Raw genomic sequence first — 18343 nt, forward strand, 5'->3', positions numbered from 1 at the left:
ACGGCTAGCCGCGCAGGAAGCCGTCTCCGTGGGCGGCGATGTGCGCCTCCAGCGCGCTGAGCGCCTTCTGCGTCGCATCGGGGGTGCCCGAGCCGCGCCGCTCCGCGTAGTAGGCCGCCCCGAGCTGCTTCAACAGGTCGTTTCCGGCTCGTTGCTGTTGGACCTCGTCGACCTTCTGCTTTCCCTGGTTCAGGGCGGACTGGGCCTGTTCCTTGGCCCGGTCGAGGAATCCCGGCATGACAACCTCCACGTTTGATGTGCCGCCATTCTGCTTGCTGGGGCGAGCCGCCCGCAGCAGGGCGCGCCGCTGTGCCCGCTCACGGGCTTCAGGGGTACCGGTCGAGCAGGGCGTTGATCTCGAAGTCATCAGCGCCTGCTGCCTCTCCTCCACCACGGTAACGTCACACTCTCGTTCTTGCGTTACTCACGCTTCTTGGCTCTGCCGATGGAGGTCGTCTTGTTCCCGTCGAAGACATCCGTGCTGGTCGTCGGGGGCGGGCCGGTCGGGCTGACCCTGTCGGCCCTGCTGTCCGGGTACGGCGTGGACCATCTGCTGGTCGAGAAGCGGCTCACCACCTCGCGCCACCCCAAGGCCCGTGGGGTCTCGGCCCGTTCCATGGAGATCTTCCGGCGGAGGGCGTGGAGGACTCCGTACGGAGCGCCGCGCTTCCGGCCTCGCAGGTGTTCTTCTACCGCGGCCGGGACCTGGTCGACCCCGACTTCGTCCGCACAGGTGTGGCCCCACGAGCCGACGGCGGGGCGGAGCGCACTCCCTCGCCGGGAGTCATCTGCTCCCAGGACGCGCTGAAGCCCGTCCTGCTGCGCCACGCCACCGGCCGCGACGCCTCACGGGTGCGGTTCGGGACGCGGTTGGTGTGCGGGGCGGAGGACGGCCGGGGCGGCGTGGAAGCGATCCTGGAGGAGACCTCCACCGGCTCCCGTCACACCGTGCGTGCGGACTGGGTCGTGGGGTGTGACGGGGCGGGCAGTACCGTACGCGCCGGGGCGGGTATCACCATGGAGGGGCCCACCGGCCTGGGCAGGTATCTGAGCATCCGCTTCGAGGCGCGACTGGGCGAGGTGGTGGCCGACCGGGCCAGCGCCTCGTACTTCCTCACCGCCCCGGGACGGGGTGGTTTCCTGGCGGTCGACAACGACCGTCAGTGGATCTACCAGTACCCGCTGCCTGCCGATATGCCTCCCTCGCCAGCTCTCTCCGATCACGGGTACCTGGCCGACCTCGTCCGGACGGCCGCCGGTGTCCCCGGCCTCGACGTGACCGTGCACGACACGATGACGTGGCGGATGGACGCACAATTGGCCGCCGCCTACCGCAGTTCACGGTTCCTGCTCGCGGGCGACGCGGCCCATGTGATTCCGCCGACCGGTGGGCACGGTATGAACACCGGGATCGGCGACGCGGACAACCTCGCGTGGAAACTAGCGGCCGTCACCGGCGGATACGCCACGGACGCCCTGCTGGACACGTACGAGGCCGAACGCCGCCCCATCGCTCGGCAGGTCATCGACATCTCCACCGACAACGCACGCAACCGCGCCGGTTACCGCATCGACGACGAGCTCCTGCTGAACGCCGTGTACCGATCCACCGCTGTCGTCCCGGCCACCGGCCAAACCCCTCTCGCCACCGCGTTGGACCTCACCGGAGGCTGCCACCCAGGCGGGCGCATGCCCCATCTCCCCCTCGTCGGCGGGCCTCGGGGTGTCACCTCCACCCTCGACCTGGTCGGCCCCGGTTTCACCCTCCTCACCCGGACCGAGAGCCCGGCTTGGCGGCAGCAGGCCGCCAGTGGCTCGCAGACCGGGGTCCCCGTTGCCGTCCGCGCCCTCAACACCGGCACACAGCGCGAAGCGGACCCGGGACAGTGGGAGCGACTGATCGGCGGTACGGCCCCGGACGCCGCCCTCCTCCTTCGCCCCGACGGCCACATCGCCTGGCGCGCCGACGGGCCTGCCGCAGAACTTCCGGCCGTCCTGCGGAGCATCCTCGCCCACCGGTGATCGCGGGACCAGCAAGGTGGCCCGACTGTCCGGCTCGGCGCCCGGTCCCGTCACCACCAGAGGTCGGCTCCGCGCCCGTATCCTCGTGCGACAGCCGGATGCGAGGAGGCTTCAGGTGAGTTTCGACGACTTCACCGCGCTGGTGGACTCCCCCGTGTACGTGGTGACCGCGTCGGCGGGCGGGCAACGGGCCGGGTGCCTGGTCGGTTTCGCCGGGCAGTGCTCCTTGCAGCCCGAGCGGTTCATCGCGTGGCTCTCCAAGGCCAACCACACCTACCTGGTGGCCGAGCGGGCCACGGTCCTGGCCGTGCATCTGCTGCCGCAGGACCACGACCTGGCCGTGCGGTTCGGCGCCCTGTGCGGGGCCGAGGTGGACAAGTTCGACGGGTTGGAGTGGACCGAAGGCCCGGACGGAACCCCGCTGTTGAGCGATGCCGTGGCCTGGTTCACCGGGCGGATCCTGGAGCGTTTCGACGGAGGCGACCACGTCGGCTTCCTCCTGGAACCGCTGACCGCCGTCAAGGCGCACGACGACAGGCCGCTGTCCCTGCACCAGACGCTCGACATCACCGCGGGGCATCCCGCCTAGTGGACAAACCCCTGGTGGCACACGATGCGCGGGCTACGGGGGTTACCCCTACCTGGCGTCGGGCGGTAGCCGGATCGTCCGGGGCGGCCGCTTCCGGAGAAGGTGGGACCAGGCACACACCGCCGATTCCCCACCATTCTCCAGGAGTTCACTCGTGCGCGAGCAGGCATGGCAGAGGTTCCGCTTTTCCGGGCGGCAGCAAGGCGGTCGGCCCATAGCCGTGCCGGTGGCGGTCGCGATGGCCGTGGGTGTCATGACGATGGGGGCACTGGCGCCGCTCCCGGCGTCCGCTGCCACCCGGCCGGACGCCGTCCAGCAGGGCCTCGACGCCCTGGTGCAGTCCGACGGCCTGCCCGCGGCGCTGGCGAGCGTCAAGGACCGGGACGGCCACACCCGTACGTACACCGCGGGAGTCGGCGACGTGGCCACCGGATCGGCGGTGCCTCGGGACGGTCAGGTGCGGATCGGCAGCAACACCAAGACGTTCACCGCGGTGGTCGTGCTGCAACTGGTCGGCGAAGGGAAGATCCGCCTCGACACCCCGATCGAGAGGTATCTGCCGGGCCTCGTACGCGGGGAGGGGATCGACGGGCGCCGCATCACCGTCCGTCAGATCCTGCAGCAGACCAGCGGACTTCCCGACTACCTGAAGCACCTCGACGAGGACGTCCGCTACTACCAACCCCGCGAGCTCCTCGGCCTCGCACTCCAGGAGAAGGCCCACTTCGACCCCGGGAAGAAGTGGGAGTACAGCAACACCAACTACGTGCTGGCGGGCCTGCTCGTCGAGAAGGTCACCCGCCACCCCCTCGCCGAGGAGGTGGACCGGCGCGTCATCCAGCACCTCGGGCTGCGCCACACCTACTTCCCCACCCCCCGTGACGCGACCATCCGCGAACCCCACCCCCACGGCTACTACCGGGATGCGTCGGACCAGCCGCTGACCGACGTCACGGAGATGGATCCCTCCTGGGCCTGGGCGGCGGGCCAGCTCATCTCCACCAACTCCGACCTGACCCGGTTCTTCACCGCGGTCCTCGACGGCACCCTCCTCCGACCGGCCCAGCTGGCCCAGATGCGCACCACCGTCCCCGCCGGAGCCCCCTTCGCCGACGGCGCCCGCTATGGACTGGGCCTCGTGAGCACACCGCTGTCGTGCGGCGGTCTCTACTGGGGCCACGGCGGCAGCTTCCCGGGCTACGAGACCCGCGGCGGAGCCACCGACAAGGGCCGCGCCGCCAACGTCGCGGTGACCGTCCAGCAGACGGACAAGACACCGATGAAGCACGTGGAGAGTGTCGTGGACACGGCTCTGTGCCGCTGAACCACCGTGGCCGGGGGCTTGCGGCACAGCCCCCGGTCCCCAGCGGCGGCTCCGCCGTCACTCCGTGTCGAAGTCCGTCCCCCGCGAAACCTTCTCCCACTCCGCCAGTTCGGCCCGTACGGAGTCCAGGTGGGCGGTCAGGAAGTCGACCGCGTCGCCGCCGAGGGCGAGGCGGAGTGGGGGGTTCTCGGCGGCCAGGGCCAGGCGGATGGCCGCTGCGGCTTTCGCCGGGTCGCCGGGCTGGTCGCCGTTGCTGCCCTGGACCATCTGGCGGGTCGCGCCGACCTTCTCCGCGTACGCCGGGTTCCCCTCGGAGAAGTACGCCGCGTCCTTGCCGAACAGGTTGGTGCGGAACGCGCCGGGCTCCACGATCAGCACCTTGATGCCGAACGGCGTCACCTCGTCGGCCAGGGCCTCCGACAGCTGCTCCAGCGCCGCCTCGGTCGCGCTGTAGGCGGAGAACCCGGCGAAGGACAGCTGGCCGCCGAAGCTGCTGATGTTCACGATCGAGCCGCTGCCGCGCTCCCTCATCTGCGGCAGCAGCGCCCGGGTCAGCCGGGCCGGGCCGAACACGTGCAGCTCAAACAGGTCGCGCAGCTCCTGGTCGGTGGTCTCCTCGAACGCCCCCACCTGGGTGCGGCCGGCATTGTTCACCAGCACGTCCACCCTGCCGTAACGGGCCAGGACGTCGGCGGCCACCGCGTCGATCTGTTCGCCGTCGGTGACGTCCAGGCTGATCGCCTCGACGCGGTCGGGGTGCGCGGCGACCAGGTCGTCCAGCGCCTGCGTCCGCCGGGCGGTGCCGATCACCGTGTCACCGGCGGCGACCGCGGCCTCGGTGATGGCCCGCCCGAAGCCGCTGCTCGCACCGGTGACCAGCCAGACCTTGGCGCTGTTGCTCATCTTCCACTCCCTCGTCAACTGCCGTGCGGGGCTTCCCCGTCGACGGGCTCCATCCCTCGCCAGGAACAGTGGACGCGTCCAAGACCCGTTGTGATAGCCATGAGTTATGGATGTCCATGGACGCGATCTGCGCTACTTCACCGCCGTCGCCGAGGAACTGAGCTTCACCCGGGCCGCCGAGAAACTCTTCGTCTCCCAGCCCGCCCTGAGCAAGCAGATACGTATGCTGGAGAAACAGCTCGGCGCGGAACTGTTCCAACGCGACAGACGCACCGTGCGGTTGACCGCGGTGGGGCAGGCCCTGCTGCCGCACGCCCGCGAAGTGCTGGCCGTCTGGCGCACCGCGCAGACTGCGGTGGAGGAGGCGAAGAGCGCCGGGCGGTGCGACCTGGTGATCGGGATGTCCACCAGCCCGGGCCGCGGGCTGCTGCCCGCTCTTCGGGCCCGTCTCCTCTCCCGGCATCCGGACGTACGCCCCGTACTGCGACAGGTCAACTGGGCCGATCCGAGTGCCGGATTGGCGGACGGGTCCAGCGACGTCGCCTTCGTCTGGCTGCCGCTGCCGGACGGGGACCGTTACCAGCATGCGGTGGTGGCCCGGGAGCCCCGACTGGTCGCCCTGCCCGACGGACACCCCCTGGCGGCGCGCGCAGCCGCCGACCCGGAGGGGAAAGTGGACTTCAGCGACCTGCTGGACGAACCCTTCCTCGCCCTCCCCCCGCAGGCCGGCCCGCTGCGGGACTACTGGCTCGCCCTTGACGCCCGAGACGGCCGCGAGCCACGGATCGGCGCGGTGGTGGCCAGCGCCGAGGAGACCCACGAGGCGGTCACCAGCGGTCAAGGAGTGGCGCTGCTGGCCGCCGGCAACGCCCCGCTGGTCGCCCGGGACGAGGTGGTCGCCGTGCCGGTCCGGGGCGTCTCCCCACCCCGACTGGCAGTGGCCGCCCGCAAGGACGACGTACGGCCACTGGTTCTCGCCTACCCGGCCGCCGCACGGGAGGTGGGGGCCGCAGCCACCTCGTGAACCGGCACGACCTGCCAACCTCTGTTTCAGCGCCCGCTGACGGTTGGTCAGGCGCTCAGAGCCGCAAGCTCCGCGTTGGCCCGCTCGGCGACCAGCGTGAGGACCCGCCCCGTGGCGGCCAGGTCCTCGGGGTCCACCCCGGCCCAGATGCGGGCGGTGAAGGGGGCTGCCTCCGCAGCGGCTACGGAGATCAGCTCGCGCCCCGCATCCGTGGCGCGAAGGTGCGCACCGTCGGCGACGAGCAGGCGCTTGGCCAGCAGTTCGTCGAGCGTGGTGCGGATGTCGGCCGGATCGGCCTTGAGGGAGCCCTGGACCTGGACGACGAGATCGTCCGGCGTCGGCGGAGTGTCGGCGGTGACCGCGGCGCGCAGCGCGATCTGCTGCTGGAACGTGATGCCGTGCCGGGCCAGGACGCGCTCCAGGACGCCGCGGGCGGCGTAGTGGGCCAGAGCGAGGACACGGGGGTCGGCGACTGGTGCGGTGGTGGATGCGGTGGCGGTCATGGCGTTGTCTCCTGGGTGCTCTGGTCGTTCGATACGGACGGGCCGAGCGGTGCGTCGAGCAGGGTCCTCAACTCGTCGGTGAACGCACGCGTTCGCGTGCCGTCCAGGCCGCCGAGCGGCTCCAGCCACTGCTGGTGCAGTTCTTGGACCACCTCGATGGCCTGCCGTGTGACGGCCCGGCCCTGCTCGGTGAGGGCGAGCTGTACGGCGCGCGGGTCGCGGGGATCGCGGGTGCGCTCGATCAGGCCCGCCGACTCCAGGGCGCGCGCCAGCTTCGAGACGTACAGCGCTTCCAGACCGGTGTGGTCGGCGAGCTGGCGCTGACTGGGACGCTCACCAGCCCGCTGCATGCCGTGCAGCGACGCGACCACCGAGTACTGCGCGTGGGTGAGCCCCAGCGGAGCCACCGCGCGATCGACCGCGACGCGCCACTTGTTGGCGAGCCGCCATACGAGGAAACCGGGCGTGGGGCCCGGCGAACCGTTGCTCATGACAAATAGAGTACATAGCAACTATGTCCATGGCTACTATTTTCCGACGGAACACGGCCGGCTTTGCGCCTCGATCGGCTCACGCCGTCGCCCCTCTGCCACAATCGCCGGATGGCTGAGTACGACACGGACCGCGGCTACCTGCTGGACAACCAGCAGTCGGAGGCGGGCGTCCGCTTCGGCGCCCTCGCCGAGCTGTTCGACCCGGTGACGCTCCGACACGTGGACCGGCTCGGAATCGGTCCCGGCATGCGGTGTTGGGAGGTCGGCGCCGGTGGTCCCTCCGTGCCCCTGGGGCTGGCCGAGCGGGTCGCACCGACCGGTTCGGTGGTCGCCACCGACATCGACGTGTCCTGGATCGAGGGTGTCACCGACGGTGTGATCGAGGTGATCTCCCACGACGTGGCGGCCGACCCACCGCCACCCGGTCCCTTCGACCTCGTACACGCCCGGCTGGTCCTGACACACGTCAGCGACCGCACCGAGGCCCTGCGCCGGATGGTCCGGGCGCTGCGTCCCGGCGGATGGCTGCTTCTGGAGGACGCCGACCCCACCTTGCAACCCCTGCTGTGCCCGGACGAGTCGGGGCCCGAACAGCGGCTCGCCAACCGCCTACGGTCCGGCTTCCGCACCCTGATGGCGGCGCGCGGCGCGGACCTCGCGTACGGGCGGACCCTGCCCAGAGTGCTGCGCGAGGCAGGTCTGGAGGAGGTGCAGGCCGACGCGTACTTCCCCATCACCTCGCCCGCGTGTGCCGTACTGGAAGACGCGACGGTGCGGCAGATCCGCCACCATCTGATCGAGCGGGGGCTGGCCACCGGCGAGGAGATCGAGCGGCACCTGGCCAACGTCGCCGCCGGACGCCTCGACCTGGCCACGGCCCCGATGATCTCCGCGTGGGGACGCCGCCCGTAGCCGCGATCCGGAAAAGTGCTTACGCGGGCACGCGGCGCACCATGAACACGTCCACCGGATCCTCGCCCTCGACCTCGAACCCGTGCCGCTCGTACAACCGCCGGGCCGCGCTGCCCTGCAGCACGTTCAAACGCACGGGGAACCCACCGCGGTCACACCGCTCCAGCAGTTCGCGCAGCACGCCCGAGCCGATGCCGGTGCCCTGGAGGTGCGGGGCCAGGTAGAAGTGCTCCAGCCAGTGGGCGTCCTCGGCCGGTCGCAGGGCCACACATCCGGCGAAGGCATCCGCCACCTCGATCACCCAGGTGTGGTCCGGGTCGAAGCGCTCGCGCAGCCGCTGCCGCACCCGGTGCTCGTCGTAGCGTCCGAGCCGCTCCAGGTCCGGCCGCATCACGACCGCGCGCAGCTCGACCGCCGCCTCGACGTCCGCCGTCGAGGCCGCCCGTATCTTCCAGTCCGCCATGATCGCCACGCTACCGCCAAGGGGTTACGCCCTGGTCAGCGCCCTCCTCGCCGGGGCAGGCCGACGAGCCCGTGAAGGCGGAGATGCGCTGCGGCCGCAGGCGGCGCACGATGAGGAGGACGTCTGACCACGAGCGTGGAACAAGCTCGACAGGGCAGCCCGACAGGGCGTCGGGCGGGGGCGGGGCCGACTGTTCGAGCGTGCACGCGGACGTCCTCCTTCAGATCGTGAACGGCTGCGGCGCGGGAATTCCGGCGCGCCCCGAGGGCCGGCCGCACGCGTCCAGGTGCGAGGAAATGGGGAGAATCATGAGGAAGTCCCTGGTGGCCGCGCTTGCCACGGTCACGTCCGCGACGGCCGCCCTGCTGGCCGGGCCCGCCATCCCCCGCGAACGCCGCTTCGACGTACTGCAACAGCACCACACCGAGCAGCTCGATCCTGTTCTACCGGGCCGACAACGGCGAGACCGGCACCGGCACCCTCTCCGCCGGCCACTGGCGGTACAAAGGCGGCTTCACCCTGCCGACCGGCTACACCCACGCGGCGGCGAGCCGCGACTCGCTGGTGCTGTACAACGCCGACACCGGGGCCGGTGAGGTCGGCACCTTCAAGAACGGTACGTACTCCCGCACCCAGACCTACGACGACTTCTCGACGGGCTGGACCTCCGTGGAGGCGTCCGGCGACTCCGTGCTGTTCTACAACGGCGACACCGGCGCCGGTGTCACCGGCACCCTCAAGAACGGCAGGTACCAGGAGGTGCGCACGTACGACAACTTCAGTACGGGCTGGAGCACCATGGCCAGTTCGTGCGACACCCTGGTCGCCGCGGCCCGGCACGGGTCGGGCGACTTCCCCTGGAGCAACCTCGGCTACGGGACCCTCAAGAACGGCGTCTACTCGGACAAGGGCGCCATCCCGAGGGATGACTTCCTGGGTGAGCTGACCGCGACCAAGGACTCGATGCTGGCCTTGTCGAGGAGCGGCGGCGAGCTCCAGTTCCGGGTGAGCAACGCGACCAACGGCAGTGGCATCAACTTCCGTGAGATCGGCACCTCGGGCATCTGGGACCAGGTCGGCCGGACCCCGGACAGCCTGTTCTTCTACAAGACCGACGGGACCGCCTGGATCTCGACGCTCTCCGGCGGCAACTACCGGAACGTCGGCGCGCTCCCCGAGGTCTCCTCGGGCTGGTCCCTCATCGCGGGCGGTGTGTGACGACGGTCTGAGTCCCCCAACCCTGCCGCAGGGTGCTGCGGCAGGGGCTGTCTGTCCGGAGGAAACGAAAAAGGCAAGGAGGTATATCCACTCCTTGCCACTCTCAACTTATAGCGCACCGGGGGGCTTGCCGCAAGGCCCCGGGGGTGGGGCAGAATCGCCGACCTAGGTCAGAACCTGCAGTACAAGGGGGATTCACGAAGTGCGTGTTGTGTCGTCGGTTCAATCGGTTCACAGGTCTGCGTTCGACCTTCCCGAGCGCCTCTCCCACAAGGCCGACCCGGCGCTGATCGACGGTGACGAGCGGCACTTCGCGGCGATCGCGGAGAGCCTGGAGCAGTCGATCGCCGAACTGTCCGACCGTCTGGAGGCCGCGCGCAGGGCGCCCGGCGGCATCGGCCGGGAGGCGATGGACCGGGACACCGAGATCCACCGGCTCACCGGGCGGCTGCGCACCCTGCGCCGCTTCGGCCTGGACCTCTGCCTCGGCCACTTCGTCCCCGCGGACGGCGCCGAGCCCCTGTACATCGGCCGCCTCGGCCTCACCGACAGCACGGGCCGCCGACTGCTCGTCGACTGGCGCTCCCCCGCGGCCGAGCCGTTCTTCGCGGCCACCCACGCCAACCCGATGGGGTTGACGAGCCGCCGCAGGTACCGCTGGACGCAGGGCCGGATCAACGACTACTGGGACGAGGTGTTCACCGCCGAGGGGCTGGAGGGGCGCGCCGCACTCGACGACCAGTCCGCGTTCATCGCCAGCCTCGGCGGCAACCGGTCGGCCCGGATGCGCGACGTCCTGTCCACCATCCAGTCCGACCAGGACGCCATCATCCGCGCGGGCTCCCGGGGCGCGCTCGTCGTCGACGGCGGTCCGGGCACGGGCAAGACCGTCGTCGCCCTGCACCGCGCCGCCCATCTGCTCTACTCCGACCCGCGTTTGGGTCACCGCCGGGGCGGTGTGCTGTTCGTCGGCCCGCACCGGCCCTATCTGGACTACGTCGCCGACGTCCTGCCCAGCCTCGGCGAGGAGGGCGTGCAGACCTGTCTCGTACGGGACATGGTCACCGAGGGAGCCACGGCGGTGGCCGAGAAGGACCCGGAGGTGGCCCGGCTGAAGTCGTCCCCGGAGATGGTGAAGGCCATCGAACCGGCCGTGGCCCTCTACGAGGAGCCGCCCACCAAGGGCATGACGGTGTCGACCCACTGGTCCGACGTCTGGCTGAGCGCCGACGACTGGGCCGCGGCGTTCGCGGCCGTCGAGCCCGGCACCCCGCACAACGAGGCGCGCGACCAGATCCGCGAGGAGCTGCTCACGATCCTGATGGACAAGCACGCGGACGAGTACGAGGACGACGACGAGGTCTCGCCCCAGCTGCTGCGGAGGTCGCTGCTGCAGAACCGGGAGCTGATCGGGACCCTGAACCGCGCGTGGCCGATGCTGGAGGCGACCGACCTCGTAGGCGATCTGTGGACGGTGCCCGCCTATCTGCGCAAGTGCGCTCCCTGGCTGAGCGCCGATGACGTACGCACGCTCCAGCGCGAAGAAGCGCACGCCTGGACGGTGTCCGACCTGCCGCTCCTGGACGCGGCACGGCAGCGGCTCGGCGACGCGGAGGCGTCCGTGCGCAAGCGTCGCCAGGAGGCCGCAGCCGAGGCCGAGCGCGCGCGGCGGGCCGAGGTCATGGACAGCCTGCTGCAGAACGTCGAGCTCGACGAGAGCGAAGGCGCCCTTGGCATGCTGCACGGGCGGGACCTGCAGGACACCCTGATCGACGAGAGCGCGCTGCCCTCCGCCGAACCGGACCTGCTCGCCGGCCCGTTCGCCCACATCATCGTGGACGAGGCGCAGGAGCTGACCGACGCCGAGTGGCAGATGCTGCTGCTGCGCTGCCCGTCGCGGAGCTTCACCATCGTGGGCGACCGCGCCCAGGCCCGGCACGGGTTCACCGAGTCGTGGCGGGAGCGGCTGGAGCGGATCGGGCTCGACCGCATCGAGGTGGCTTCCCTGAGCGTCAACTACCGCACGCCGGAGGAGGTCATGGCGGAGGCCGCGCCGGTCATCCGGGCCGCGCTCCCGGACGCCAACGTGCCGACCTCGATCCGCAGCAGCGGCATCCCCGTCGTCCACGGATCGGTCGCCGATCTGGACGTGATCCTGGACGACTGGCTCGCGGCGCATGACGAGGGGGTTGCCTGTGTCATCGGTGATCCGAGGTTCCGGGAGCGGCCCCGTGTGCGGTCGCTCACGCCGACGCTGTCGAAGGGGCTCGAGTTCGACCTGGTCGTCCTCGTCGACCCGGATACGTACGGCGACGGCATCGCAGGAGCCGTCGACCGGTATGTCGCGATGACCCGCGCGACCCAGCGACTGGTCATCCTCACCAGCGCCTGACGGCGACGGCCCTCCGTCACACCTGAGAGGTGTGACGGAGGGCCGAGCCGTGGTGTGAGCGCACCCACACGAAAACCTGTCGCTTCCCCCGTGCCACGTCGTCGACCATGACGGCATGACCATCACCGCACCGTCCGCCACCGGAGTCCGCACCGACTGGGACCGGGTTCCCGAGCACGTCCGGTGCGGGTTGGAGGCGCGACTGGGCGCACCGGTCACCGAGGCCGTGACCCAGCACGGTGGATTCTCGCCCGGGGTGGCCACGCGCGTGCGGTTGGCGGACGGGCGGCGGGCGTTCGTGAAGGCGGTGAGCGCCGAGACCAACCCCGTCAGCCCGGCACTCCACCGCGCCGAGGCCCGTATCTCCGCCGCCCTGCCGCTCAGCGTCCCCGCACCGCGGTTGCTGGCCGGCCACGACGACGCGACGTGGGTGGCTCTGGCTTTCGAGGACGTCGACGGACGGCAGCCCCATGTGCCGTGGCGGCCGGACGAGTTGGCACGGGTGCTGCACGCCGTGGGCCAGCTCGCGCACACCCTCACCCCCGCACCCCTCGACGTACCGACCGTCGTGGAAAGCGAGGCCGAGTCGTTCCGGGGGTGGGAGGAGCTCCTCGACGGTGACGGCAGCGCACTGGACCGCCTCGATCCCTGGGTACGGCGGAATCTGGCCGCGCTCGCGGACCTCGCCGCGCCCTGGGGCGAGTTCGCCTCGGGTGACACCCTCGCCCACGGCGACCTGCGCGCCGACAACATCCTGCTGACCGCCGACGGCCGCGTCGTCTTCGTCGACTGGCCGCACGCCGTACGGGCCGCGGCCTGGTTCGACCTGCTCCTGATGCTGCCCTGCGTGCGCGCGCAGGGCGGGCCCGACCCCGACGAGGTGTTCACCGCACACCCGGTGGGCCGGGACGCCGAGCCCGAAGGGGTGACCGCCACGCTAGCCGCGCTGGCCGGGTACTTCGTACGCCAGTCGCTGCGGAGCGCGCCGCCCGGGCTGCCGACCGTGCGCGCCTTCCAGGCCGCGCAGGGCGCCGCCGCGATCGAGTGGCTCCGGACCCGGCTGGGCGCGCGACTCCCGTAGCGGCCACGCCGACCGGAGACTGACGCGGCAGCTCAAGCCAAATGCCAAGTGCGGGACGTAGGCTGGAGCGCCGCTGCTAAGTCATACGTACCATGCACTCTTGTTCATACAAGAGTTGAGAGAGGGGACCTCACCGATGGCAGGCGCTCACCCGGAAGCCGCAGGATCTTCGCACACGTCCGGCACCCCGCACGGCTCGGAGGCCGCACAGCCCCTCGGCTCACCCGCCGCCCCGGACGAGGTGACCGGCGAGTTACTCGAACTCTCCCTGGGATACCTCTACTCGGCGGCCCTGCACACCGCCGCGCGCTTCGGCATAGCCGACCACCTGGCGGGCGGACCGCGCAGCGCCGACGAGCTGGCCAAGGCCGCGGAAGTCGACGGCCCCCACCTCTACCGGCTCCTGCGGTTCCTCGCCACCAAGGGTGTCTTCCGCGAGGACGAGGAGGGCCGCTTCCACCTCACCCCGCTCGCGCAGCCTCTGCGCTCGGACACCGAGCGCTCGCTGCGCGACTACATCATGGTGCGCGGCGAGCCGGTCTTCTGGCAGTCGGCGGCCCAGCTCCACGAGGCCGTCCGTACGGGAAGCACCGCCTTCGAGAACGTGTACGGCCTCCCCTTCTACGACCACCTCGCCGCCGACCCGGCAGTCGGCAAGGCCTTCAACTCCAGCATGGCGGCGTTCTCCGAGACGCTGAGCAACGACGTCGTCGAAGCCGTCGACTTCTCCGGAACCACGACCGCCGTAGACGTGGGTGGCGGGCGCGGCGGTCTGCTGCGTGCGATCCTGCGCCGCAACCCGCAGATGACGGGCACGCTGGTCGACCTGGAGCCGGTGGTGGCCGGGCATGTGCTCGACACCCCGGAGCTGACCGGGCGCTGGAGCGCCCAGGCCGGGGACTTCTTCGCCTCCGTGCCGTCCGGCGCCGATGTCTACCTCCTCAAGCACGTGCTGGCCAGCTGGCCGGACGAGGAGTGCGTACGCATCCTGCGCACGTGCCGCGAGGCCATGCCCGCGCACGGACGCCTCCTGGTCATCAACGCGATGATCCCGGCGGGCAACGACCCGCACCCGGGGAAGACCATCGATGTCCTGATGATGACGGTCCTGAACGGAAAGGGCCGCACCCGCGCGGAGTACGAGGCGCTGCTCGCCACTGCGGGATTCTCGGTCGTACGTGTTCTGGACCCCTCGCCGCACGCTTCGATCATGGAAGCGGTCGTGGCCGAGTGAGGCTCCGCACGACGTGAGGGAGCGGGGGCCGGGTCGGCGCATGCCCGGTGGTCGGGCGCGCCGACCCGGCCCGCCGTCACGGCTGGAGCCTGCTGATCCTCCAGTCGTCGCCGGTGCGGTCGTAGCGCAGCCTCTCGTGCAGGCGGTCGGTGCCGTTGGCCCAGAACTCCACGCTGTCGGGCGCGAGTCGGTAGGCGGTGAACGTCGCGGGGCGGGGTAACGGCCGCTGCGGCTCCCCCAGCTCCCGCGCCCTGTCGCGCAGTTCGGCCACCTGGCCGAAGTCGTCCATCGGCTGACTCTGCCGGGAGGCGGTGCTCATGGCGTGGGTGAAGACGGGCCGCGCGAACCACATGTCGTCCGCCTCGGCGTCGGGCAACCGGCCCACCGGGCCCGCCAGCGTGATCTGCTGGCTCGTCTCCCTCCAGTAGAGGACGCCGGACGCCCAGGGGTTCTCCTCCAGTTCCCGGCCCTTCTGGCTGCTGGAGTGGGTGAGGAAGACGATCCCGGCGTCCGTCATCGAGGTGAGCACCACGATGCGGGAGGACGTACGGCCCCGGGTGTCGGCGGTGGCCAGGGCCAGCGCGCGCGGCTCCCGCACCCCCTGCGCGATGCTGCTCTCCAGCCACGAGGCCAGCAGCGCCATCGGTTCGGGGGGCGGGGTGCGGAACTCGGGGAATTCCACGTCGATGCTGCCGGTGAGCGTCTCGGAACGGGGGGCGCGCGCACGGCCGTTCGAGGGGCTGACGAGAGATCCGTTCGACTGGGACAGGTCAGGCATGAAGAAATCCTTTCGATCGTCGAAACATCATGTCCCGCGACCTCCACGGCGTCGACGGTGCGTCAGCGGGCGCTGCCCAGATTCCGGTCGGCGTCGGAGCCCCGAAGCATCAGGGTGGTCTCCTCGATGCGGTGGAAGCGTCCGTCGGGGGCGAGGTCGGCGAAGACGTACACCTCCATGCTCACCGTCGAGCCGTCCTTCTTGGTGACGTCGACGGTGTGCCGGTCGGCGTACCTGCCGCCGTCCCACAGCTCCTCGTGGACGGTGACACTGCCGTCGGCGACGACGGTACGCAGATGGGAGATGTGCTCGACGAACTGGGCGCGGTCGGCCCACTCCCCGTCGGTGCGCTGGCGGTACTGCGCGGTGAAGTGGCGTTCGACCGCCTCCGCCACGGTGATGTCGGTGTTGAACAGCAGGTCGTTGAGGGCGGCGCTGATTCCGGTGCGGTTCATGGTGGTTTCCCTTCAGGGCCATAGTGCGTGCGCGGCGCACGCTTCTGTCACAACATAACAGGTAAGCGTGCGCGGCGCACGCTATTCTTCAGGGGTGGACAACGAAGTAGGGCAAGAGATCGCGGACGCGCTGGGAATCCTGCTGCGCCGCACCACGCGCGCGCAGCTGCACCAGCAGCTCACCGCCGGCATGGGCGAGGGGGTGGACGAGGTGACGTATCCGGTGCTCAGCGCACTGGCGCGGACCGGGCCGCGCAGCGCGGCCGATCTGGCCCCCGACGTCGGAATCGACCGCTCCGGCGTCACCCGCCGTGCCACGCGGCTGGAGGCCGCCGGGCTCATCCGGCGCGAGGCGGATCCCCACGACCGCCGGGCCCACCTGCTCGTCCTCACCGAGCGGGGTCAACTCGCGGTGACGGAGCTGCGTACGCGTCTGGCCGCCCACATCACGGCCAGTCTCTCCTCCTGGCCGCCGGGCGAGGCGGAGGCGTTCGCCCGCCGGCTGCGGCGCTTCACGGCCGAGGGCCCGTTCGCCTAGCGGGCGCCATGAACGCGCATGGCCCACCGGCGGCGATCGCGCCGGTGGGCCATGGCATGGACAGGTGGGGTCAGCGCGTCACTGCGCCATCTCGTACGCGCCGGACAGCGCCTCGACGCGCTCCCAGACCCGCGCCGAGCGGGCCTCGTCCACGACCGGGCGCCGGACCGCGCCGAGCGCCCAGGTCTGCTGCTGCTCGGTGGCCGAGTCCTTGCCGTGCAGCTCCACGGCGTGCGCGGAGAAGTCCCGTACGAGCACGGCGAACAGCTCGTCCAGCACGTCCTCGTCCAGACCCGTCAGCCGGGCCTGCTCCAGGATCAGCTGGCCGTGGACGACGAGCGCGAAGAGCTGGCCGACGGCGAGCAGGAGGTCGAGGTCGCGGCTCTGCGCCTCGTCGGGCGCGGCCGTGGTGACGAACTCGCACAGCGCGTCGGCCTGCTCGCGGAAGCGGGCCACGTTGGGCACGGTCGCGTACGCGTCGAAGGCGGGTCGCCAGTCGTGGAAGCGCACGGAGCCCAGGCCCCGGGCCGGGCCCTGCCGGAAGAGGAAGTCGTCGTCGGCCGCGTCCAGGCGGGTCGGGACGGCCGGGTACTGCACCGGGTCCAGCAGGTGGTTGCGCATGAACTTGAGGATCAGCGCGAGGTTGACGTGGACCGTGCCCTCCAGCTTGGGCAGTCCGCGGATCTCGACGGCGGCCTGGGCGAAGTAGTTGTCCTTCTCGAAGCCCTTGGCGGCGATGACGTCCCACATCAGGTCGATGACCTTCTCGCCCTCCGTGGTCACCTTCATCTTCGTCATCGGGTTGAAGAGGAGGTAGCGGCGGTCGTCGGGCCCGGCCGAGCGGAAGTAGTCGACGGCGCGGTCGCTGAACAGCTTCATCCCGACGAGACGGACGTACGCGTCGGCCAGCTCGCGGCGCACGTGCGGGAAGGCGGTGACGGGGCGGCCGTAGAGGATGCGGTTGTGCGCGTGCGTGACGGCCTCGTACATCGCGTGCTCGCAGATGCCGATCGAGGCGGTGCACAGGTTGAACTTGCCGACGTTGACCGTGTTGAGGGCGGCGTCGAACGCGGCGCGGCCGGTGTGCAGGACGTCGTCGGGACCGACCGGGTAGTTCTCCAGCCGGAACTCGCTGACGTACTTGGAGGAGTCCACGACGTTCTTGACGAGGTGGTACGAGGTGTGGCGGCTGTCGGCCGCGAAGAAGACGTAGCCGTCGGGGCCCTCGACGTCGGTGCGCCGACCGAAGACCGACACGAGGCCGGCGGCGTTGCCGTTGCCGATGTAGTACTTGGAACCGGTGGCCCGGAAGCCGCCGTTGCCGTCGGGCTCGAGCAGCATGTCGGTGGAGTAGATATCGGCGCCGTGCGTCTTCTCCGACAGGCCGAAGGCGAACACCTCGCCCTGGGCGAGGAGTTCGGCCGCGCGGGCGCGGGCGGCGGCGTTGTCGCTCTGCCAGACCGGGCCGAGGCCGAGGATGGTGACCTGCCAGGCGTACCAGTAGTCGAGGCCGTAGAACCCGAAGATCTCGTTGAGGGCCGCGATGCGGGCCGTGTCCCAACGCTGGTCCTCGTTCCCGGCGTCCGAGGCCGGGGTGAGGAAGGTGGCGAACAGGCCTTCCTTGGCGGAGAAGGCGAGGAAGTCCGCGAGCCAGGCACGGGAGCGGTAGTCCTCGATCAGCTGGCGCTTGCCGCGCGCCTCGAACCAGTCGACGGTGGCGCGCAGCAGCCTGCGGGTCTCGGGGTCGAAGTGCGCCGGGTCGTAGGTACGCGGGTTGAACAGCAGGGCGTCGGCCATGAAGGGTCGCCTTTCGAGAAGGGGTCGCAGTCGTCGGTCAGTGGTCATCGGTGGTCGGTGAGCCGGTGGACAGCCGGTGGATGGTGGCGAGGACGTCGTCGAGCCAGGCGATCGTCATCCGCTCGTACGCTATGCCGCCCCGCAGCACGACGTGCTGGAGTTCCTGACCGGTGTCGAGCGGGGCGGGGGCGGCGGGTCCGGTGAAGTCGCGCAGCTCCCCGGCGAGGTAGTGGGCGAGCCGGTCGCTGTGCACCCGGCGGTGCCGCTCGACCTCGCGGAGCACCGCGGCCGGGTCGTCGAAGGCCGCACCGCGGATCTTCACGGCGAGGTCGTGCCGCAGGCTCTCGGGTTCGATCGGCTCGTGCAGCCACTGGGAGAGTGCGGCGCGGCCGGGGCCTGCGACGGAGTACTCCTTCTTGTCCGGCCGGCCCTCCTGGGCCACCTCCCGGACGGCGAGCAGGCCGTCGCCCTCCATGCGCTTGAGGACGCGGTAGATCTGCTGGTGCGTCGCTGTCCAGAAGTAGCCGATGGACCGCTCGAACCGCCGGGCCAGCTCATAGCCTGAGCCCGGCTTCTCCAGCAGGGAGACGAGGATCGCGTGTTCGAGCGCCATACC

The 18343-nt window shown here is 70.8% G+C and carries 20 protein-coding genes and 1 pseudogene; 11 read left to right on the plus strand and 10 right to left on the minus strand.

The features are described from left to right. Positions 1-4: 4 nt before the first annotated feature. Together IE252_RS36665 and IE252_RS43585 are read right to left on the minus strand one after the other, a co-directional pair. Positions 5-238 carry a hypothetical protein gene (locus tag IE252_RS36665; RefSeq protein ID WP_190093807.1) on the minus strand — a complete coding sequence of 78 codons (234 nt, stop codon included), beginning with the start codon at positions 236-238 and terminating at the stop codon, positions 5-7. Between the two features lie 182 nt (positions 239-420). Further along, entirely contained in the window at positions 421-618 is a 198-nt protein-coding gene (locus tag IE252_RS43585) for a hypothetical protein (RefSeq protein ID WP_229849037.1), read from the minus strand. Between IE252_RS43585 and IE252_RS44410 the strand changes: the two are divergent. The 4 genes and pseudogenes from IE252_RS44410 to IE252_RS36685 form a co-directional block, all read left to right on the plus strand. After that, a pseudogene (locus IE252_RS44410) lies at positions 527-1470 on the plus strand (FAD-dependent monooxygenase); the annotation flags it as partial. The gene IE252_RS43585 and the pseudogene IE252_RS44410 sit on opposite strands and share 92 nt — an antisense overlap. Positions 1471-1689: 219 nt before the next feature. Then, positions 1690-2022 carry an aromatic-ring hydroxylase C-terminal domain-containing protein gene (locus IE252_RS44415; RefSeq protein ID WP_373298676.1) on the plus strand — a complete coding sequence of 111 codons (333 nt, stop codon included), beginning with the start codon at positions 1690-1692 and terminating at the stop codon, positions 2020-2022. A 115-nt stretch (positions 2023-2137) separates the two neighbouring features. After that, positions 2138-2611, plus strand: coding sequence for a flavin reductase family protein (locus IE252_RS36680; RefSeq protein WP_190093809.1), 474 nt, complete (start codon positions 2138-2140; stop codon positions 2609-2611). A gap of 154 nt (positions 2612-2765) precedes the next feature. Continuing rightward, positions 2766-3935 (plus strand): serine hydrolase domain-containing protein, encoded by a 1170-nt coding sequence (locus IE252_RS36685; protein ID WP_308434596.1) that lies wholly within the window; start codon positions 2766-2768, stop codon positions 3933-3935. A gap of 57 nt (positions 3936-3992) precedes the next feature. On the opposite strand, the gene IE252_RS36690 is transcribed toward IE252_RS36685, so the two are convergent. Continuing rightward, positions 3993-4838 carry an oxidoreductase gene (locus IE252_RS36690; RefSeq protein WP_190093810.1) on the minus strand — a complete coding sequence of 282 codons (846 nt, stop codon included), beginning with the start codon at positions 4836-4838 and terminating at the stop codon, positions 3993-3995. A 106-nt stretch (positions 4839-4944) separates the two neighbouring features. Between IE252_RS36690 and IE252_RS36695 the strand changes: the two genes are divergently transcribed. Beyond that, positions 4945-5862, plus strand: coding sequence for a LysR family transcriptional regulator (locus IE252_RS36695; protein WP_190093811.1), 918 nt, complete (start codon positions 4945-4947; stop codon positions 5860-5862). A 47-nt stretch (positions 5863-5909) separates the two neighbouring features. On the opposite strand, the gene IE252_RS36700 is transcribed toward IE252_RS36695, so the two are convergent. Both IE252_RS36700 and IE252_RS36705 read right to left on the minus strand, forming a co-directional pair. Continuing rightward, entirely contained in the window at positions 5910-6365 is a 456-nt protein-coding gene (locus IE252_RS36700) for a winged helix DNA-binding protein (protein ID WP_190093812.1), read from the minus strand. Continuing rightward, positions 6362-6856: a MarR family winged helix-turn-helix transcriptional regulator gene (locus tag IE252_RS36705; protein WP_190093813.1), complete on the minus strand. Its 495-nt coding sequence runs from the start codon at positions 6854-6856 to the stop codon at positions 6362-6364. The genes IE252_RS36700 and IE252_RS36705 overlap by 4 nt, the downstream gene beginning before the upstream one ends. 111 nt (positions 6857-6967) lie before the next feature. On the opposite strand from IE252_RS36705, the gene IE252_RS36710 reads away from it, so the two are divergent. Continuing rightward, positions 6968-7771 (plus strand): class I SAM-dependent methyltransferase, encoded by an 804-nt coding sequence (locus tag IE252_RS36710; protein ID WP_190093814.1) that lies wholly within the window; start codon positions 6968-6970, stop codon positions 7769-7771. A 19-nt stretch (positions 7772-7790) separates the two neighbouring features. Here IE252_RS36710 and IE252_RS36715 read toward each other — a convergent pair whose 3' ends face one another. Continuing rightward, positions 7791-8234 (minus strand): GNAT family N-acetyltransferase, encoded by a 444-nt coding sequence (locus IE252_RS36715; RefSeq protein WP_190093815.1) that lies wholly within the window; start codon positions 8232-8234, stop codon positions 7791-7793. Between the two features lie 333 nt (positions 8235-8567). On the opposite strand from IE252_RS36715, the gene IE252_RS36720 reads away from it, so the two are divergent. The 4 genes from IE252_RS36720 to IE252_RS36735 all read left to right on the plus strand — a co-directional run bounded on the left by IE252_RS36720 (position 8568) and on the right by IE252_RS36735 (position 14159). After that, the gene (locus tag IE252_RS36720; protein WP_190093816.1) at positions 8568-9452 is read left to right on the plus strand and encodes a hypothetical protein; all 885 of its coding nucleotides are present in this window, start codon (positions 8568-8570) and stop codon (positions 9450-9452) included. Positions 9453-9663: 211 nt separating this feature from the next. Continuing rightward, positions 9664-11844, plus strand: a complete 2181-nt coding sequence (gene helR, locus IE252_RS36725; RefSeq protein ID WP_190093817.1) for an RNA polymerase recycling motor ATPase HelR — start codon at positions 9664-9666, stop codon at positions 11842-11844. Between the two features lie 115 nt (positions 11845-11959). Then, entirely contained in the window at positions 11960-12925 is a 966-nt protein-coding gene (locus tag IE252_RS36730; RefSeq protein ID WP_190093818.1) for a phosphotransferase family protein, read from the plus strand. A 136-nt stretch (positions 12926-13061) separates the two neighbouring features. After that, positions 13062-14159 (plus strand): methyltransferase, encoded by a 1098-nt coding sequence (locus IE252_RS36735; RefSeq protein ID WP_190093819.1) that lies wholly within the window; start codon positions 13062-13064, stop codon positions 14157-14159. A 76-nt stretch (positions 14160-14235) separates the two neighbouring features. Here IE252_RS36735 and phzG read toward each other — a convergent pair whose 3' ends face one another. Beyond that, positions 14236-14937, minus strand: coding sequence for a phenazine biosynthesis FMN-dependent oxidase PhzG (phzG, locus tag IE252_RS36740; protein WP_190093820.1), 702 nt, complete (start codon positions 14935-14937; stop codon positions 14236-14238). Positions 14938-14999: 62 nt separating this feature from the next. After that, a complete protein-coding gene (locus tag IE252_RS36745; RefSeq protein ID WP_190093821.1) occupies positions 15000-15392 on the minus strand; it encodes a nuclear transport factor 2 family protein in 393 nt (130 codons plus the stop codon). A gap of 94 nt (positions 15393-15486) precedes the next feature. Here IE252_RS36745 and IE252_RS36750 point away from each other — a divergent pair, with 94 nt between their 5' ends. Next, positions 15487-15930, plus strand: a complete 444-nt coding sequence (locus IE252_RS36750; protein WP_190093822.1) for a MarR family winged helix-turn-helix transcriptional regulator — start codon at positions 15487-15489, stop codon at positions 15928-15930. A gap of 78 nt (positions 15931-16008) precedes the next feature. Here IE252_RS36750 and IE252_RS36755 read toward each other — a convergent pair whose 3' ends face one another. Beyond that, positions 16009-17727: an acyl-CoA dehydrogenase family protein gene (locus IE252_RS36755; protein ID WP_190093823.1), complete on the minus strand. Its 1719-nt coding sequence runs from the start codon at positions 17725-17727 to the stop codon at positions 16009-16011. A 37-nt stretch (positions 17728-17764) separates the two neighbouring features. After that, entirely contained in the window at positions 17765-18340 is a 576-nt protein-coding gene (locus IE252_RS36760; RefSeq protein ID WP_190093824.1) for a PadR family transcriptional regulator, read from the minus strand. Between the last annotated feature and the right edge of the window lie 3 nt (positions 18341-18343).

Origin of the sequence: Streptomyces melanogenes (genome assembly GCF_014649795.1) — a bacterium.
Taxonomy (GTDB): domain Bacteria; phylum Actinomycetota; class Actinomycetes; order Streptomycetales; family Streptomycetaceae; genus Streptomyces; species Streptomyces noboritoensis.

Bases quoted from the DNA above. Each gene is read 5' to 3' on its own strand.
- IE252_RS36665 (WP_190093807.1), bottom strand. From the start codon at position 238: ATGCCGGGATTCCTCGACCGGGCCAAGGAACAGGCCCAGTCCGCCCTG.
- IE252_RS43585 (WP_229849037.1), bottom strand. From the start codon at position 618: ATGGAACGGGCCGAGACCCCACGGGCCTTGGGGTGGCGCGAGGTGGTG.
- IE252_RS44415 (WP_373298676.1), top strand. From the start codon at position 1,690: ATGCCCCATCTCCCCCTCGTCGGCGGGCCTCGGGGTGTCACCTCCACC.
- IE252_RS36690 (WP_190093810.1), bottom strand. From the start codon at position 4,838: ATGAGCAACAGCGCCAAGGTCTGGCTGGTCACCGGTGCGAGCAGCGGC.
- IE252_RS36695 (WP_190093811.1), top strand. From the start codon at position 4,945: ATGGATGTCCATGGACGCGATCTGCGCTACTTCACCGCCGTCGCCGAG.
- IE252_RS36700 (WP_190093812.1), bottom strand. From the start codon at position 6,365: ATGACCGCCACCGCATCCACCACCGCACCAGTCGCCGACCCCCGTGTC.
- IE252_RS36705 (WP_190093813.1), bottom strand. From the start codon at position 6,856: ATGAGCAACGGTTCGCCGGGCCCCACGCCCGGTTTCCTCGTATGGCGG.
- IE252_RS36710 (WP_190093814.1), top strand. From the start codon at position 6,968: ATGGCTGAGTACGACACGGACCGCGGCTACCTGCTGGACAACCAGCAG.
- IE252_RS36715 (WP_190093815.1), bottom strand. From the start codon at position 8,234: ATGGCGGACTGGAAGATACGGGCGGCCTCGACGGCGGACGTCGAGGCG.
- IE252_RS36730 (WP_190093818.1), top strand. From the start codon at position 11,960: ATGACCATCACCGCACCGTCCGCCACCGGAGTCCGCACCGACTGGGAC.
- IE252_RS36735 (WP_190093819.1), top strand. From the start codon at position 13,062: ATGGCAGGCGCTCACCCGGAAGCCGCAGGATCTTCGCACACGTCCGGC.
- phzG (WP_190093820.1), bottom strand. From the start codon at position 14,937: ATGCCTGACCTGTCCCAGTCGAACGGATCTCTCGTCAGCCCCTCGAAC.
- IE252_RS36745 (WP_190093821.1), bottom strand. From the start codon at position 15,392: ATGAACCGCACCGGAATCAGCGCCGCCCTCAACGACCTGCTGTTCAAC.
- IE252_RS36755 (WP_190093823.1), bottom strand. From the start codon at position 17,727: ATGGCCGACGCCCTGCTGTTCAACCCGCGTACCTACGACCCGGCGCAC.
- IE252_RS36760 (WP_190093824.1), bottom strand. From the start codon at position 18,340: ATGGCGCTCGAACACGCGATCCTCGTCTCCCTGCTGGAGAAGCCGGGC.